This window comes from Nisaea sediminum, assembly GCF_014904705.1.
GTDB classification, from domain to species: Bacteria; Pseudomonadota; Alphaproteobacteria; order Thalassobaculales; family Thalassobaculaceae; genus Nisaea; species Nisaea sediminum.
Map to the genome: position 1 here is coordinate 157,546 of NZ_JACZCQ010000004.1, position 16,438 is coordinate 173,983.

General features: G+C 64.1%; 17 protein-coding genes. 1 reads left to right on the forward strand and 16 read right to left on the reverse strand.

The window, feature by feature from the left end:
• Positions 1-111: 111 nt before the first annotated feature.
• The 16 genes from IG122_RS09790 to IG122_RS09865 form a co-directional block, all read right to left on the reverse strand.
• The gene (locus tag IG122_RS09790; RefSeq protein ID WP_193182978.1) at positions 112-2,787 is read right to left on the reverse strand and encodes a tetratricopeptide repeat protein; all 2,676 of its coding nucleotides are present in this window, start codon (positions 2,785-2,787) and stop codon (positions 112-114) included.
• Between the two features lie 124 nt (positions 2,788-2,911).
• The gene (locus tag IG122_RS09795; RefSeq protein WP_193182980.1) at positions 2,912-3,538 is read right to left on the reverse strand and encodes a LysE family translocator; all 627 of its coding nucleotides are present in this window, start codon (positions 3,536-3,538) and stop codon (positions 2,912-2,914) included.
• A gap of 266 nt (positions 3,539-3,804) precedes the next feature.
• The gene (locus IG122_RS09800) at positions 3,805-4,113 is read right to left on the reverse strand and encodes an antibiotic biosynthesis monooxygenase family protein (protein ID WP_193182982.1); all 309 of its coding nucleotides are present in this window, start codon (positions 4,111-4,113) and stop codon (positions 3,805-3,807) included.
• 18 nt (positions 4,114-4,131) lie between these two features.
• Positions 4,132-4,929: a heme ABC transporter ATP-binding protein gene (locus IG122_RS09805; protein ID WP_193182984.1), complete on the reverse strand. Its 798-nt coding sequence runs from the start codon at positions 4,927-4,929 to the stop codon at positions 4,132-4,134.
• The gene (locus IG122_RS09810; protein ID WP_193182986.1) at positions 4,929-5,987 is read right to left on the reverse strand and encodes a FecCD family ABC transporter permease; all 1,059 of its coding nucleotides are present in this window, start codon (positions 5,985-5,987) and stop codon (positions 4,929-4,931) included. The genes IG122_RS09805 and IG122_RS09810 overlap by 1 nt, the downstream gene beginning before the upstream one ends.
• Before the next feature lie 5 nt (positions 5,988-5,992).
• Positions 5,993-6,835 carry a heme/hemin ABC transporter substrate-binding protein gene (locus tag IG122_RS09815; RefSeq protein ID WP_193182988.1) on the reverse strand — a complete coding sequence of 281 codons (843 nt, stop codon included), beginning with the start codon at positions 6,833-6,835 and terminating at the stop codon, positions 5,993-5,995.
• Entirely contained in the window at positions 6,832-7,899 is a 1,068-nt protein-coding gene (locus IG122_RS09820) for a hemin-degrading factor (protein WP_193182990.1), read from the reverse strand. The genes IG122_RS09815 and IG122_RS09820 overlap by 4 nt, the downstream gene beginning before the upstream one ends.
• A 10-nt stretch (positions 7,900-7,909) precedes the next feature.
• Positions 7,910-9,928 (reverse strand): TonB-dependent receptor domain-containing protein, encoded by a 2,019-nt coding sequence (locus tag IG122_RS09825; RefSeq protein ID WP_193182991.1) that lies wholly within the window; start codon positions 9,926-9,928, stop codon positions 7,910-7,912.
• 100 nt (positions 9,929-10,028) lie between these two features.
• On the reverse strand, positions 10,029-10,349 hold the full coding sequence (gene hemP, locus IG122_RS24550) for a hemin uptake protein HemP (protein ID WP_264299719.1): 321 nt from the start codon (positions 10,347-10,349) through the stop codon (positions 10,029-10,031).
• A gap of 28 nt (positions 10,350-10,377) precedes the next feature.
• A complete protein-coding gene (locus tag IG122_RS09835; protein WP_193182993.1) occupies positions 10,378-11,418 on the reverse strand; it encodes an energy transducer TonB in 1,041 nt (346 codons plus the stop codon).
• Entirely contained in the window at positions 11,415-11,816 is a 402-nt protein-coding gene (locus tag IG122_RS09840; protein WP_193182995.1) for an ExbD/TolR family protein, read from the reverse strand. The genes IG122_RS09835 and IG122_RS09840 overlap by 4 nt, the downstream gene beginning before the upstream one ends.
• Before the next feature lie 3 nt (positions 11,817-11,819).
• Entirely contained in the window at positions 11,820-12,224 is a 405-nt protein-coding gene (locus IG122_RS09845; RefSeq protein WP_193182997.1) for an ExbD/TolR family protein, read from the reverse strand.
• A gap of 6 nt (positions 12,225-12,230) precedes the next feature.
• Positions 12,231-12,923, reverse strand: coding sequence for a MotA/TolQ/ExbB proton channel family protein (locus IG122_RS09850; RefSeq protein ID WP_193182999.1), 693 nt, complete (start codon positions 12,921-12,923; stop codon positions 12,231-12,233).
• A gap of 34 nt (positions 12,924-12,957) precedes the next feature.
• Complete coding sequence (locus IG122_RS09855; RefSeq protein ID WP_193183001.1) at positions 12,958-13,404, reverse strand: Tat pathway signal protein; 447 nt, start codon at positions 13,402-13,404, stop codon at positions 12,958-12,960.
• 107 nt (positions 13,405-13,511) lie between these two features.
• Positions 13,512-14,624, reverse strand: a complete 1,113-nt coding sequence (locus IG122_RS09860) for a cupin domain-containing protein (protein ID WP_226893469.1) — start codon at positions 14,622-14,624, stop codon at positions 13,512-13,514.
• Positions 14,625-14,638: 14 nt separating this feature from the next.
• Entirely contained in the window at positions 14,639-15,820 is a 1,182-nt protein-coding gene (locus tag IG122_RS09865; RefSeq protein WP_193183004.1) for a 3-hydroxybenzoate 6-monooxygenase, read from the reverse strand.
• A gap of 133 nt (positions 15,821-15,953) precedes the next feature.
• Here IG122_RS09865 and IG122_RS09870 point away from each other — a divergent pair, with 133 nt between their 5' ends.
• Positions 15,954-16,433 carry a MarR family winged helix-turn-helix transcriptional regulator gene (locus IG122_RS09870; protein ID WP_193183006.1) on the forward strand — a complete coding sequence of 160 codons (480 nt, stop codon included), beginning with the start codon at positions 15,954-15,956 and terminating at the stop codon, positions 16,431-16,433.
• Positions 16,434-16,438: the final 5 nt, after the last annotated feature.

A 16,438-nucleotide genomic window follows, 5' to 3' on the forward strand; every position in this document is an offset into this window, starting at 1 on the left:
ACGGTTGGCTTTATTAAAACAAAGACAAGTTAAAAAGCTGTCGCCAATAAACAGCATAAATCTAAAATTCAATACAGATTCAACACGGAAGCGAAGCCGCGGCCCGCGCGGCTACCCGGTGGCGCACCACTTTACCCACATCGCGCGGCAGGCTGCCTCGAAATCGCGTGCGAAGGCGGGACCGTCCATCAGCGGCGACCGCTCCATCTCCTGCCGCAAGGTCTGCCGCAGATATGCCAGCCTCTCGATGTCGGAAGCGAGGCCGCAAGCGATGCGGACATAGTCTTCCTCGGTTTCGGCGATCCAATCCGGATGCCCCAGTTGGGTCAACATCGAGCTGCCAAGCGTTCCGATTGCGGACCTGCCGCGTAGGGTCACCGCCGGGATGCCCATGTGGAGACATTCGGAGAACGTGACACCGGCGCAATGCGGGGCCGTATCGAGCAGAATGTCGATCTGGGCATGAGCGTCCGCGGCTTTGAAGCTGAAACCCAGATCGAGCCGTTCCTTGGGGATTCCGCAGACTGCGAACCGTCTCTCGTAGTCTTCCACAACGGCTCGGTCGCGGCAGGAATGGCTGAAAAGCGCGAACCGCGCATCCGGAAGACATCGAAGGATCGACGACCAAAGGCGGATCATGCCGTCATTGACCTTGATGGCACGGGAGAGAATGCCGAAGGTCACATGTCCCTTGGCCAGGGCCGGCGACGGGACGACGGCCTCTTCCGGGAACAACGGCTCGTATGCGAATACCGTTCGCGGCAGGTTCCAGACCTTTTCGGAGAACATTTCGTCACGCCCTTCGGGCGTGAACACGGGATCGCCAAGAAAATAGTCGATCTCCGTCAGTCCGGTGGTCACGCCGTGGTCGAGCCAATGCATGGAAACCGGCGCCGGCTTCTCCGCGAAAGCTCCCAATCTGCTGCCCCTCGTGTGCCCGATGAGATCCACCAGGACATCGATCCCGTCTGCACGGATGCGTTTCGCCAGATCATGGTCGCTTACGCCGAATGTCGGGAACCAGTGGTCGGAGAGCGCACGCATCTCATCAGTGAACCTGTCCGCTTTGTCCGAATGAAACGCGTAATTGTAGATCTCGAAGCGGTCATGGTCGTGATTGCGAAGCAACGGCAAGAAGAAGCTGGTGCTCGAATGACGCTGATAGGAAGCCCCGACATAACCGATCTTGAGACGCTTCTCCGGGTCCCTGCGGTTCCCATGCGGCTGCTGGAAGCGCTTCAGCGGGCCGCATATCTCCTTGTCGAAGCGGCGATAGGCCGCCATATAGCGCTCCGTCTCGATACCCGGGATGTACTGCAAGTAGAACAGGAGCATGCGGTGCAGATCCGGATTGCGAGGCTGCCGTTCGACGGCCCTGTTCGATAGCGCGAAAGCTTCCTCGAACCGGGTCGAGTCGGCGAGATGAAGCCCGAGATACGCAAGAACGAGCCCTTCATCAGGGGCGATCGATTGTGCCCGCCGAAATGACAACTCGGCGCCACCGCTATTGCTGTTTTCTTTCTGCGCCAGACCGAGATCCAGGTACTGAGGGGCCTCATCCGGCACCGAAATGATCGCAGAACGCAACAGCCGCTCGGCCCGGTTGTCACCCTTCGCCTGGTAAACCATGCCAAGCGCGCCCAGAACCGCCGGTGAAAGAGGTTCGATGGCACGTCCGGCGCGCGCCAGCTTCATCGCTCCGTCGTAATCGGGCACTGCCTTCAGGACCGAAACCGCATTCACCATTGGACCGGTTCGGTCTGGCTCAAGACATATCGACCTGACGTATTGAGCTTTGGCGATGAATGTTTCGCCTCTTTTCTGCGCGACGACGCCGAGATTTCCCCACGCTTTTGCATGCTCCGGCGATCTTGCGACCACGTCCAGGAATGCTTGCTGGGCTTCGTCCAAAAACCGGTCCGCGAGATAGGCGGTCCCGAGATTATACCGGGCGGCGATGTAGTTCGGCCGTATCGTGAGGGCACGCCGAAGCCACGGAAATTTGTCTCCGGCCGCTTCCAGAAGGGTGCCAAAATTATAGCAGTTCTCTGCCGATCCGGGTTCGATCAGAAGCGCCTTGCGGAAAGGCGTTGCCGCTTTCTCCTCCTGACTGTCCGCACGAAGCGTTGTCCCAAGATTGCGATAGGCCGCGCTGAAGAGAGGATTGGCACGGAGCGCATCGCGATAGCTTGCGAGCGCCTCGTCATTGCGCCCGAGCCGGGTCAGCGCGTTGCCGAGATTGTTGTGCCCTTCGGCCAATGCCGGCGCGCCCTTCAACCCGGTCCGGTACGCGTCGACCGCTTCCTCGTCCCGCCCCTGCTCGAAGAGGACAAGTCCGAGATTGCACCAGGCCTGAGCCAGGCCCGGCGCGTGACGCAGTGCGGCGCGAAAGCTGCTCTCGGCCTTTTCCGTAGCCCCCGCCGTTTGCTGCAGATTACCGAGGTTATAATGCGCCGAGGCATAATCCGGCTGAAGCTCGATCGCCTTTTGAAAGGCGGCTTCTGCATCCTGCGTCCGACCCATCCCGAGATGGGCGTTGCCGAGATTGTAATAAGCTTCAGCGTTGCCAGGCTGGCTGCGCAGCGTTTGCGAGATCAACTCCGCCGCGACCGCGGGCCGCCCCACCTGAAGCGCCAGCACACCGAGCAGATAAAGTGCTGTCGGCTGTCCCGGACTCTCAGCCAGGATCTGACGATAAACCTCTTCGGCCTCAACGAGATTGCCCGCTCCGTGCGCACTCACTGCGCGTTGCAGCAAAGCTTGAAGATTGGTGGCCTGATCCGACATGGACACTCTATGTAAGACGCGCCTTCCGGCGCTTGCAGCCGCAATCATAACGTCTGAAATCGGGTTTGGAAGAACCCCGGCGGAGGTCAAGCCCCGCGCGGGGTTTCAGGCGGCATGCGCTCTCCTACCCCGCGAACCCGCGCCGGATCTCGTTGATGCCGAGCGCGGCGAGAACGATGCCAGAGAGCCGTTCGATCCAGGTCCGTGCCTTGTGCCCGATGGCGTGACGTACGCCGCTGACGACCGAGACGAGGAAACACCACCAGAGCATGGAACCGAGGAAGACGCCGGCCACGGTAACAAGGGCGACCGCCGCGTCAAGACCGCCGGCGGGTGCGATCGCCGTGAAGACCGCCGCGAACATGATGATGGTCGGCGGGTTGGTCATGGTCAACAACCAGGCGGTCGCGAGGTCGCGGGCCCAGCCCGCCCGCGAGACCGGCCGCGCGGCCATATCCTCGTCTCCGCGGGAGAACAGTTTGCGCAGGCCGAGATAGATCAGAAACAGTCCGGCGGCGACATGCAGCGGCTTCTCATACTCCAGCATGAAGCTTGAGATCCCGGCGAGGCCGAGCGCGGCGATCATGCCGAACATGCCGTCCGCGATCGCTATTCCGCCCCCGATGGCGAGCCCGTTACGCCAACCGCGGGCAAGGGTTGTGCGCATCAGAAGAATACTCATTGGACCGACAGGCGCCGCAACGGCCACACCGATCCCGAGGGCCTTGATGAAGACAGAGAGGTCTGACATTTCCATTCTCCGGACATGAAAAAACCCCGCGGACGGATGTCGGCGGGGCCTGGTGGTTTGCTTCTGGTCTGGATCCAGAGGGCGATCCTATCTCGATCCGTCCTCCCTCGTCCGGCCGCAATACAACGCGCAGGCCCGCACATGTTTGCGGGTCTGTTGGGTGGTATTGCTATTGGTCGAACGCGCGATCATGCCGTCACGGTGCGGGAGACCGGCCGGGCGGTCAAGCGAATTTGTTGCGGCGCAATACCGGCCCGTGCGCGGCCTCAGAGTTTCTGGACGGTCTCGAAGCCCTCGAACTGCGGATGGCCGGCATAGAGCGGTTTGTTGTTGCCGGCATTGGCGTGCGCCTTGCGGAAATGATCCGACTTGGTCCAGGCGACGAAGGCCTCGTAGTCCTTCCAGAGCGTGTGCGAGGCATAGAGCGTGTGATCCTCGGCCTCCGGCCCCTTGAGCAGGCGGAACTCGACGAAGCCCGGCACCTTGTCGAGCTGGCTGTCCCGGGTCTTCCAGACGGTCTCGAAGTCTCCCTCCGATCCCTTCAGGACCTTGAACCGGTTCATGGCGATATACATGAGTCTCTCCTCTGACGTTCAGGCCCTGCGGGCCGGCTGCGTGTCCGGATCGTAGACCGGCACGATGCGCGGGCGGCCGTCCCCGGCCTCTTCCACGGCAATCTCGGTTTCATAGATGGCGCTCAGCCGCGCCGCTGTGAAGACGTCCGTCCCCGCCCCGTCCGCGACGACGCGTCCCTGATGCATCAGCACCACCCGGTCGGCGAAGGCGGCGGCGAGGTTGAGATCGTGCAGAACAACAAGCACGCCCTCCCCCATCCGCGCTGCGCGCCGGGCGATCCGCATCGTGGCGATCTGGTGCGCGATGTCGAGGCTGGCTGTCGGCTCGTCCAGCATCAAGTAACCGCAAGCCTTGTCGGACGCCGCGAGCTGGACCAGGACGCGCGCCAGATGCGCCCGGTGGCGCTGGCCTCCGGATAGGATCAGGCAATTGTCGTCGGCACGATCAAGAAGTGAGACGTCCCGCAGTGTCTCCCCAATCAGCAGGTTTGCCCGCTCCGGCGGCACGTCGCGCGGAATGCCGAGCGCCAGCAGCTCGCGGACGGTGAAGGCCGCGCTCAGGGTCGGCGATTGCTCCAGTACGGCGCGTCGCCGGGCAAGCACATCGGGAGAAAGGCCTGTGACTCTCTGTCCGTCGATATGAACCCCGCCCTGCTTCGGCGTGTAGTCCCCGGCCATGACCGCGAGCAGCGTCGACTTTCCGGCCCCGTTCGGGCCGCAGAGCGCGACCATCTCGCCGGGCCGCACCGTGACGCTGACATCCCGCAGCACCGCCGTCCGTCCGAAGCTGTGCCAGACCCCCTGCGCTTCCAACATCAGAGGCTTCCCCGCTTCAGGCGCCGCATCAGCAACCAGAGGAAAAACGGCCCGCCGATCATGCTGGTGGCGAGCCCGATCGGCGGTTCGGTCGGCGGTACCGCGAGCCGGACCGCGAGATCGGCACCGAGGATCAGCGCGCCGCCGATCAGCGCCGCCGCCGGCAGCACGTTGCGGTGCGCCGGGCCGACGATCAGCCGGGCCATGTGCGGGGCGACCAAACCGATGAAGCCGATCGGCCCCGCCGCCGCCGTCACCGCCCCGACCGCGATCGCCGTCATCAGCGCGATGCGCCATTTCTCACGCTCGATATCGATCCCCGCATGAAATGCGGCGCGCTCGCCGAGCTGGAAGAGATCGAGGGAGCGGCCCATGGTCAGCAGCCCGAGTGTAGCTGCCATTGCGAGCGCCGTGGTGACGGAGACCTGCATCCAGTTTCCGGACGCGATCGAGCCCATGGACCAGAAGGTCAGGTCGCGCAGCTGCTGGTCGTCGCTGATATAGACCATGGCGCCGATCAGGGCACCGGCGATGGCGTTCACCGCAACGCCCGCAAGGATCAGCATCGCGACATTTGTTCCGCCGCTGCGTCGCGAGAGCGAGAAGACGAAACCGGTGACGAGCATGCCACCGATGAAGGCGCCGAGCGGCAGGGCGTAGGGCCGCACAGGAGCCGGGAGGTCTCCCATGAAATAGTTTCCGAGTACGATGACGGAGACGGCCCCCACCGCTGCCCCCGCGGTCACGCCGATCAGGCCGGGATCCGCCAGCGGGTTGCGCAGCACCCCCTGCATGGCACAGCCGGAAAGCGCGAGACCGAAACCGACGGCGAGACCGAGCACCGCGCGCGGCAGGCGGATCTGCAGCAGGATCGCGCTCGGCCCTCGCTCCCCCTCGCCCAAGAGCACTGCCAGCAGGTCGCCGGGCCCGAGCTTCACCGGGCCGAGCACCAGTTCGGCGAAGGCGACGATCAGCAGAGCCGCCCCGAGCAGCGCGAAGACCGGAGTCCCGGCTAATCGCGCCGCCGCCTGGCGCGGCAGGACGGTGGTCCCGGACATTCCGTTCAGCCGCCGCGCAGGGCCGTAGCGAGCGACCGCACCGCCTCCGGCGCCCGTGGACCGAAGCCGAGCAGAAACATGCCTTCCATAGCAACGTAGCGGCGTTCCTTGCCGGCCGGCGTCAGGGAGAAATCGGGGCGGGCGAGCATGGCATCGATGCCTCCCAGGCGCTCGACGGTCTGGGACATCATCAGCAGCACGTCCGGCGCCGCCTCGATGATCGCCTCCTGCGACATCGGCTTGTAGCCGGAAAAGCCCTCGGCGGCGTTCGCCGCGCCGGCCAGGGCGATGATCGCGTCGGCGGACGTCTCCGCGCCGGCGACCAGCGGCGCACCGTCGCGTTCGCTCAGCACGAAGATTACCCGAGGGCTATCCGTGTAGCTTTTGGCGGTTTCGATGGCCTTGCTCAAGTCGGTCTCGATACGCCCCGCGAGCGCCTCGGCTTCCGCATCCATGCCGAGCGCCTTGCCGACGAAACGAACCTTTCCGAGCACGCCGTCCGGAGTATCCCCCTTCGGCGCCAGTTCGACGCGCAGCCCCGCGGCGCGAAGCTGCTCGACGGCCGCCGGAGGTCCGGCATCGTGCGCGGCGATCAACAAATCCGGCTGCAAGGAGAGGATCCCCTCGGCGGCGAGCCTGCGGATATAGCCGATCTGCTCTTTCGAGGCCGCCTCGGCGGGATGGTTCGAGGTGCTGTCGACCGCGATCACCCGGTCGCCGGCGCCGAGCGCGTAGATGATCTCGGTGATGTCTCCGCCGGCGGAGACGATCCGCTGCGGGCTGTCCGCGTGCGCCGCTTGCACGAGCAAGAGCGCCGCGGCGAGCAAAAGGGACGGTAGCCGTCTCATGCCGCCTCTCCCGTGACGAACCCGTTGACCAGATCGAGCCAGGCTTCCGGCTCCTCGGCGCCCTCCTCGCGGACCGGGAAGAACTGGCAGATCACGTTGCCGTCGGCATCGAAACTGTCGAGCGAGGTGATGTTCAGCCCCTTCTCGGTCGATGTCTTGCAGACCAGATAGCAGGCGGCGATCGCGTCGTCCCTCAGATGCAGATTGAAGCGCGGATCGAGGATATTGAGCCAGCCCGCAGCCCGCTTGATCGTCTTGACCGGCCCGGAATGAACCTGCACGCATCCGGGACTGCGCACGAAGCACATGATAGGCAACCCGCTCCCGGCAACGCTGTTCAGCATGTATTCGACGGAGGTCACTGGCACCGGTCGGGCGAAGTCCTGACCCGCCAGCCGCAGTGCCTGTAGCCGGCCGATGCCCAGTTCTGCCAGCATCCGATTGAACTGGTGGCCGTTACCGAGGCGGCTCCAGCGGCCACGTAGATCCTCGACATCGATCTCGGCATCGGGCCTGTCCTGCTTCGCCGCTTCCGGCTCCGAGAACACAAGCGGTTTCGGTGACGGGTCCGTGTACTCCTCCGCGAGCGCGACGAAGGCGCCGAGATCGGTGCCCTTGACGGCGTAGATCTTGAACGCCGCCGTCCCGGACGCGTCGAAGAACTGCAGGGAGTGACGGGTCATTTTCGGCGACTCGTCGACCACGTGGAACCCCGTCACCCATTTGGTGAAGAACATCCGGAGATCGATCTCCTTCCCGAAGGCCGAGCCCATATGCGTGTTGAAGCGCATGTTCTCGAACACGCCCGTCTTCTCGTGCACGCAATATTCGTTGCGCGTGAGAACCAAGACATCCCCGACTGCGGGCAGCCGTTCGATCAGCGGAACGACCTCCATTCCGGAGACAGACAACCGGCGGACGCTGCCGTCGAGCTCTCGCGCCTCGAGAAGAGCTGCCTCCGGGACGCCGAGTACGGCGGCGGCCGATCTTGCACGGACCGCTCCCTCCTCTTCCTTCATCCGATTGAGCTCTGCGAGCAGCTGTTCCGCCGATTGTCTTGTCATGTTTCTCTCCTCAGAACTGGCGTGCGAGCGTGATCCGGAAGGTCCGGCCCGCCGCGTTGTCGCCCGAAAGGTGCTCGCGATAATTCTTGTCGAGCAGGTTCTCGACGCCGAAGCGCACTTCGGTTCCTTCCATCACGCCCTCGGACGGTTTCCAGCTGGCGAACAGGTTGTGCACCGTGTAGCCGTTGGTCGTGAGGGTGGTGCCGGAGACCTTGTCCTGCCCAGCGGCGAAGACGCCGCGCCAACCGAAAGACAGGTCCTGCTCGGGAAGACGGCCGCCCAGCGTCAGGACGAGTTCGTCGGCCGGGATCGAGTTCAGATCCTCGTCGGTCTCGGTATTCTCGCCGCGGATCATCGTGTAGGCCGCGCGCGAGAAGAAATATGTGGATTCGTAGGACGCCTCGAACTCGACGCCGACGATCTCCGCCTGGCCGACATTGTAGAAGGTCGCCCGGGTGTTCTCGCGCTCGATCAGGTTCTCGACCTCGTTGCGGAACAGCGTCGTCTTCGCGGTGAAGGCATCGCTGTCCAACGCGATGTCCCGGAAGGACGCGGCGACGCCGCCCTCCACATTGAAGGATTGTTCCGGATCAAGATTGAGGTTGCCGCTATTGGCGTCGAACAGTTCGTCCAGCACCGGCAGACGCTCTGTATAGGAGACGGAACCGAAGACGCCCCAGTTCGGGTTGAGCTGGTAATGCGCGGCCAGCTTCGGGGAAAGCGCGGTGTTCTCGACACTGTCCTGGCTGAAGCTCACGCTGCTCGACGGCGTGATGGACTGGTGATCCAGACGGATACCGGGGATCAGTGTCAGCTTGTCCCAGAGCACCAGCTCGTCCTGGACATAGACGCCATACTGCTCGGTCTCGCCGCCCGGGTGGAAGTCGATCCCGCCGGTCGTGCTGACCGTGCTGACCGGCGTATCGGCGGTGCGGGTCTGGAAGGCGGTGCTGACGCCTGTGATCAGATGGTTCTCGTAAGACTGGCCGCTGAAGGACGCCGTGTTCTCGACCCGAGCCTGCCAGGTCTCGTAGGCGTAGAAAGTGTCCTGGAAGAGCTGAGATGTGCTCGTGTTCTTCAGGGTGGAATTATACTGATCCACCTCGGTGTTCGAATAGGAACCGTAAACCTCCAGGTCGATCAGCGGGTTGTTCGCCGGCGTATAGCCGTAGCTCAGCACCGCGGTCTGATCTCGTACCTCTCGGTCGATATAGCCGAAATTGAGCGAGGTATTGGTCTGGGAGTAGTTGTCGTTCTTATCCTCGGTTTCCCAGTGCTGATAGGAGGCGCGCAGCTTGTGCTCCTTGTCCGCACCGAACCGGTAGGTCCCTTTCAGCAGACCCGACGGCGCCTCGAAGTCCGAGCCGGTCACAGCATTGCCGTCGCCGTCCTCATACTCTCCCGCCCGGCGGTAGTTGAAGGCGCCGAGGAGATCCAGGTCGTCGACGGGCCGCGCGGCGAAGATGCTCGAGGTCAGGAAACCGGACTCGTTGTCGTGGGCCTCGAACTTCTGCCGGAACGCGTACTTGTCGTCCCCCTTCAGATAATCGGCCGCATCCTTGGTCGTGACGTCGATCACGCCGCCGAGCGCACCGGAGCCATAGAGTGTCGAGGAGGCCGGGCCGCGCAGCACTTCGACGCCCTTGTAGAGTTCAGGGTCGGAAAAGAAGGACCCCATCCGGTACTGCTCGTGGAATTTGGTGGCGCCGTCCACGCGGACGATCAGCCGGTTCTCGTCGGCGGAGCCGAGCGAGCCGATACCGCGGATGTTGAAGCTCTCGCCGAGCACCCGCTCGGAGCCGATCGCCTTCACGCCCGGCAGGTCGGTCAGCACGTCGCCGATGGTGGTCGGCTGCGCCGCTTCCAGGTCTTCCTGGTCGACGACGGACACCGATTGCGGGGTCTCGATGGCTACTTTTTCCTTGCCCGCGGAAATCACGATCCGGTCGAGCCGTGTGGCCTCCTGGGCATCAGCCGGCAGGGCCACAGCGGTGGCGATACACGCCGCCGCAGCGATGTAAACACGCATTCAAAAGCCTCTTCGTCAGAAGGTCGCTGGTGGTTAGCTGCCTAGCGAAAAGGCTGGGTGGCTGAATGTTGCAGGCCGGAGCGGCGCCCCGGTGATCCGGTTATTTCGTCAGGATGAGCTTGTTGTTGTTGGTAACGCGGAGCCGGTATTCGGCGCCGTTGAAGAGAAGAAAGACCTCCCGGTCGTTCCCCATCAGGTCGCTCACATGGATTCGGGTCTTCTCGTCCGAACCGTCCGATTGCGCAGCGGAAGCGGTCTCACCGTCTTCCGGCTTGTCCGAGGGTGTCCCCGCCAACAACTCGGCTACTCCTGCTTTTTCCAGATCACGCGAAGCGGCATTCCCCACCGCATTGTTGATCAATGTCATAATGCGGCAATTTCGTAAATGCAAATCATTCTCATTAGTGATGCGGATATTCATTCATGACAGAACCCGCCGCAGGACGCCGTCAGCGGAGTCTGAAATCGATCGATGTCGTCAGTTCGAGCGTGGCGCCGCCGATTTCCGGAGGCATGGAGGGCATCGGGTTCGCCCGCTTCAGGAGCTCGAGAACCGCCTCGTCCAGAACCCGCTTTCCGGAACTCTCGACAATCGAATGCTCGAGCACGCTTCCGGCGCGGTCGATCAGGAAGCGGAACTGGACCGTTCCCTCATAGCGTCTGAGGCGCGCCGCACGCGGATACTTCTTGTGCCGTTCGAGCCAGCTCTGAAGCGACGCGAGGTAGGATTTGCGCGCGCCAGCCGCACCGCCTCCGCCCGACGCCGCCTGCAATGTGCCGGCTGTGGTCGAGAGGGTCGGCGAAGAGGCCGCTGCATCGAAGAACGCGCCCGATCCCTTCTTCTTCTCTGCGACAGACCGTTCCGACGCTGGCTCCGCCGACGGTGCCGGATCAGGCTTCGCGGCCTTTGCCTCAACCGGTTCCACCGCCTTGACCGGGCGTGGTGGAACCGCGACCGCCGCCGTGACAGGTTGCGGCTTCGGCTCCGGCCGGAGCTGGGGTACCGGCGCCGGGGCAACGGGTTCCGAGACCGCCTGGACGGTCTCCGCCTCCACGACCGGTACTTCGACCGCCTCCGCGACGACCGGCGCGGGTTCAACCGGCTCTGAGACCTCCACAGGTTCGGCCGGCACCGTCTCCGCGACCACCGTCTCCACTGCCTCTGGGATCGGGGCCGTCTCGACCGGCACCGTCGTGTCGGTGATGCTTTGAACCATCTCCACAGGAGGCGCCTGTTCCAGCGTCACCTCCTCGGCCGTGCCCTCGACAACGCCTTCGGCCTGCGCCGCACCGACCTCGCCGATCTCCTGCGCGCCGCCCGCCTCGCCAATCATAACGGTGAGTCCGCCCGACGCCGCATCGAACGCACTTGTCGCGGGATCCTGAAAGGCAGCCATCGACCAGATCGCCGCGCCATGCAGCACCACGGCGACCGTAAAGCCGGCCACCTTGGAGGAGAAGTCAACGCGCCGCCCGATCACCGCGCTCATGACGCCCCCGTCGCCAAAAGGCCAAGTTCCTTCAGACCGACCGCCCGGAGTTCCTCGATCAGCGCGATCACCTCGGCCGCGTCGCTCTTTGCATCGGCCTTAAGCTTGAGACGCCCGTCCGGGTGCTCCGCGAACCAGGCCGTCAGCCGCGCGACGATCTGATCGCGTCCGACAATCTCGTCCCGGAAGGACAGGGCGCCTTGTTCGTCGACGAGCAGAATCGCGGTTGTATCGTCCGGCAGCTCCGTCGCAAGGGTTTCCGGCGGGTCGATGTTGAGCATGTCCGCCTTTTCCAACGCACCGGCCAGCATGAAAAAGATCAGCAGCAGGAAGACCACGTTGATCAGAGGCAGCACGTTCTCGGCCGCGGATTTCCGCTTTGGTTTGACAAGGCGCATTCCTCAGCGCTCCCGGCGGCCGGCGAGCGTGACGTCGGTCAGCCCCTGTGCCGCCGCTAGGTCGACGGTGTCGACCAGAGCCTGCAACGGCACGCCGCGCTCCGCCTCAAGGACGATCTTCGGCTTTTTCCCGCGCCCGGCCAGCGACGCCAGCCGCTCGGAGAACGCGGCATGATCCATGCTCTCGCCAGAGACGAGAAAACCGCCGTCGGACCGCAGCTTCACAAGAACAGAACCTTCGGATACCGCACCGGCCCCGCCGAGAGTCGCCGTCTGCAGACCGATGGCGCGCCAGTCAAGAAAGCTGGAAGCCAGCATGAAGAACACCAGAAGGATGAAGACCACGTCGATCAGCGGCGTGAGAGATATCTCCGCCGAAGGACGCCGCCGCCGCGCTGCGAGGCGCATGTCCGCCTACTCCGCGCCCTGCAGAACGGCCGCTGCCGGCGCGCGGCGGGCCATCTTTTCTTCGGCGATGCCCGGCGCGGCGGTGAAGACCTGCGTTGCCGCGTCTTCCATCGCCCGCCCTGCGCGCTCGACGATGCCATCGAGCAACTGATGCGCCGCGGTCGCGGGAATGGCGACGACGAGACCGGCCGCCGTTGTCAGCAGGGCAACCCAGATACCGCCGGAAAGGATCGAGGGATCGACCTTGTTCCCCGCCTCTTCCAGCGCCTGGAACGCATCGATCATGCCGATCACCGTTCCGAGCAGACCGATCAGCGGGCTCAGCATCGCGATTGCGGAAAGTAGACGCAGGCCGGAGGAAAGTCGGTCGAGAAAGAGCCCTGCGACACGCTCCACTTCCTCGCGCATCCCGGCATCGTTCAACTTGCCGCTAAGGCGGAGTTGCATCGCATATCGCGCCATCGCGGACGCGGGATGCTCGTCGCCGTCAATCCGTGCGACGGCGGCCGATCCCTGCCCGGACCGCCAAAGCCTCAGCGCGTCGTCCCGATCGCCGCCGCCCCAAAGGCGCAGCATCTGGAACTGCACCAGCTTGGAGACGAACACGGTGGTCGCCAGGACGGACAAGAGCGCGAGCAGATACATGATCGGCCCACCCGCCTCCATGAACCTCTGCACCTGATCGATAGCTGACGTCATTGCATTTCTCCCGGGACCGGCGCGCGCCGTCCGCTCACTGGGTGAAGGGAACCGTCGTCCGCGCGGCGGTTTCGATGCTGCTGGCGCACTGTTCCAGAGAGGCAGCCTCGGCCCCCTCGACCTCGCAGGCAAGCACGCCGTTCATCAGCATCCGGCGCACATTGCCGCACTCGATGGATTTCAGATCGAAGAGCTTGACCCGCGTGTGCCCGGTGCCGATCGGCCCGAGTTCGGCGCCGACGCGGCGCGCAACAATGCCGTCGGAGTCGAAGGCAACAATGTCGAGCTTGAGGCGTGCCAGATCCGCTCCGGTGCCGTTGTTCAGCACCCAGGTGGTGCGGCAATCCTCGCCCGCCGGCTCCATCTTGTTCAGTTCGACCAGAAGGCGCTTACCGGAAAGATCGGCAGCACTCACGGAAACAGAGAGCACCGCCGACGCCAGCACCGTCAAAATCGTCCAGAAGAAACGCTCGAAGCGCATGTGGCCCCTCGTCTGCAAACACCGAAATGCGAGTCATTCTCATTTGAGAGGTCCTTGGTACAGGAAGGACCCTCGAAACGCAACCGCTCTCAGTGTCGCAGTCGGCCTCAACGCGGTTCGATTACGCCATCGATTTCGGTGCGGGCGAAATTCAGCCGCTCCATGATCGGGGCATCCGAAAAACGGAAGAGATCGAAACCGGTTTCCGCCTGCAGCGACCACTGCACCCAGGACGGAACGACGAACATGTCGCCCTTCTCCAGCTTATGCTTTGTGCCGTCCAGTACCACCGCACCCTTGCCGTCGAAGACCTGAAAGACAGAGGACCCTACCTCGCGGCGCGACACCGTCGCGGTTCCGGCGCGAAGGCGGTGAAACTCGGTGCGCATGGTTGACATGACGTCGCCGCCGGTGGTCGGGTTCACATAGCGGATTGCCGCATGACCCTTCTCGACGGTGACGTCGTAGCCCTCGTCTTCGAGCTTCAGCTGCTCGGAGAGCGCCCGGTCGGTGTGGACCCAGCGATAGGCGCCGATCGGCGAGCTCGGCGTCGCCTTCAGTCGGGAGAGCGGACGCAGGCCCGGATGGCACCACAGCCGCTCGCCGCGGGAGAATTCCGGTGTCGAGGCATCGCTCACCTTCTCCGGGCCGAACTCGAAGAAGCCGACATCGTTCTGCTGCGAGAACGGGATATCGAGCCCGTCGATCCAGGCCATCGGCTTGTCGGTCACGTTCTGGTGGCCGTGGAAGTGCCAGCCCGGGGTCAACAGCAGGTCGCCCCGGCTCATCCGGACGGGATCTCCGTTGACCACCGTCCAGACCCCTTCGCCTTCGACCACGAAGCGGAAGGCGTTCTGGGAATGCCGGTGCTCCGGCGCGGTTTCTTTCGGGCCGAGATACTGGATCGCGGCCCACATGGTCGGGCTGACATAGGCGTTGCCGCCGAGCCCCGGATTGGCGAGGCCGATGGCGCGGCGCTCTCCGCCGCGGCCGACCGGCACCAGCTCGCCGGATTTTTCCGCGAGCGGCAGCAACTTCGACCATTTCCAGACATGAGGAACGGCTTTCGGCGAGGGATGCGAGGGCATCAGGTCGGCGCGCTGGGTCCAGAGCGGCAGCAACGACTCTTCCTCGAAGCCTTTATAAAGTGCGCGCAGCTCCGGCGTGTCGTGCGGCTGCATGCCGTGCGGGGCCGCCGCCTTGTCCTTGTCCGGTCCCATAGCCTCGTCTCCTCTCAGTTCTGCAATCCGTTCGAGCCATAGAGCCAGTGCAGCCGGTCGTACCATTCCTCCGGCGTGCGGCTCGACATGATCTGGTTCCGGGTCGCCGCGATGGCGCCGTCCGGGTGATAGATGTAATCGCCGATCAGGCGGCTGCTGACCTGGACCCGCGTGGTGCGCGGCAGCCGCATGTCGCGATAGGTGTTGAGCGCGGCCTCGATTCCGTCGTGACTCTCCATGCAATGGGCGAGGCAGACCGCGTCCTCCATCGCCATGCAGGCGCCCTGGGCGAAATATTGCAGCATCGGATGGGCGGCATCGCCAAGCAGCGCGACACGCCCGTCGACCCATTTGTCCACCGGATCGCGGTCGCAGAGCACCCAGAGCTTCCAGTTCTCGCCATGCTCGATGATCTGCCGGGCGCGCGGATGGATATGCTCGAAGCCCTGCGCGACTTCTTCCTTGGAAACCGGCCGGCCGGAAATCGCCTCCTGCAGGTCACGGTGATAGGTCACCACCAGATTGAAGACCTTCCAGCCCTTCAGCGGGTAATGGACGATATGGCATTTCGGCCCGGCCCAGAGGGTCGCCGCGTTCCAGCGCAGGTCCTCGGGCATCTGCTCCGTCGGGATCACAGAACGGTAGGTCGTGTGTCCGGAGATACGCGGCTCGCCGTCGCCGACAAGCTGGGCCCGGATCGGAGAGCGCAGCCCTTCGGCCGCGATCAGCGCACATCCGGTCACCGGTTCGCGGCCGTCGAGCTTCAGGGTGACGCTGCTGCCGTCCTGCTCATAGCCCAGCGATCTGTGACTGGTGCGGAGCTCGACCAGCGGGCTCGCCACGCAATAATCCAGCAGCACCTTGTGCAGGTCCGCGCGGTGCACGACGGCATAGGGATTGCCCATGTGGCGGCGGAAGTCCTCGCCGAGCGGGATCTGCGCGATCTCGCCGCCTTCCTTGGCATCCATAAGGCGGAGCGCATCGATATAGACCGCTTTCGCCCGCGCCTCGTCGCCGACGCCGAGCGTGTCGAAGGAATGGAATGCGTTCGGGCCGATCTGGATGCCGGCTCCGATCTCGCCCAGTTCGGCCGCCTGCTCGAACACGATCGAGGCAATGCCCTTCTGCGCGAGGCCCGCCGCAGCCGCAAGCCCGCCAATGCCGCCACCGGCGATCAGTATGGATCGACCCGCCATCAATTCCTCCCTTGCCCGCCATCTTCAACGCGGCGGCATACGGTATCGGCGTCCGGAGAACTGAATACCCGTTGCGCCTGGAGGTCAAGTTGATAAGTATACTTACTATCTAATTTGCAACCGGAGATCCGCGATGACGCTCGAGATCCACGGCATGGCCGGCCATCTGATACGGCGCCTGAACCAGATCTCGGTCTCGGTGTTCCAGGACCGGATGAAGGCGGAAGGTTTCGACCTGACCCAGGTTCAGTACGCCGCGATGGCGGCGCTGAATGACAATCCCGGGGTCGATCAGGCGACGCTGGCGGGTTTCATCGCCTATGACCGCGCAACAATGGGCAGCGTGCTCGATCGTCTGGTCGAACGAGGCTGGATCGGCCGGCGTGTCAGCGACAGGGACCGGAGGGCACGGGAACTCCATCTGACCGCCGAGGGAGCCGCGCTTCTCCACACAGTCTCGCCGGTGGTGCGGGAGATCCAGGGCCTGATATTGGACGGGCTCGACGCTGCGGAGCAGACGGAATTTCTCCGGCTCGCGGCCAAGCTGGCCAATGCGGGCAACGCGCGCAGCCGCGTTCCCCTCACCGTTCCGGAATCCGTTTCCGCCGTGTGAACGGC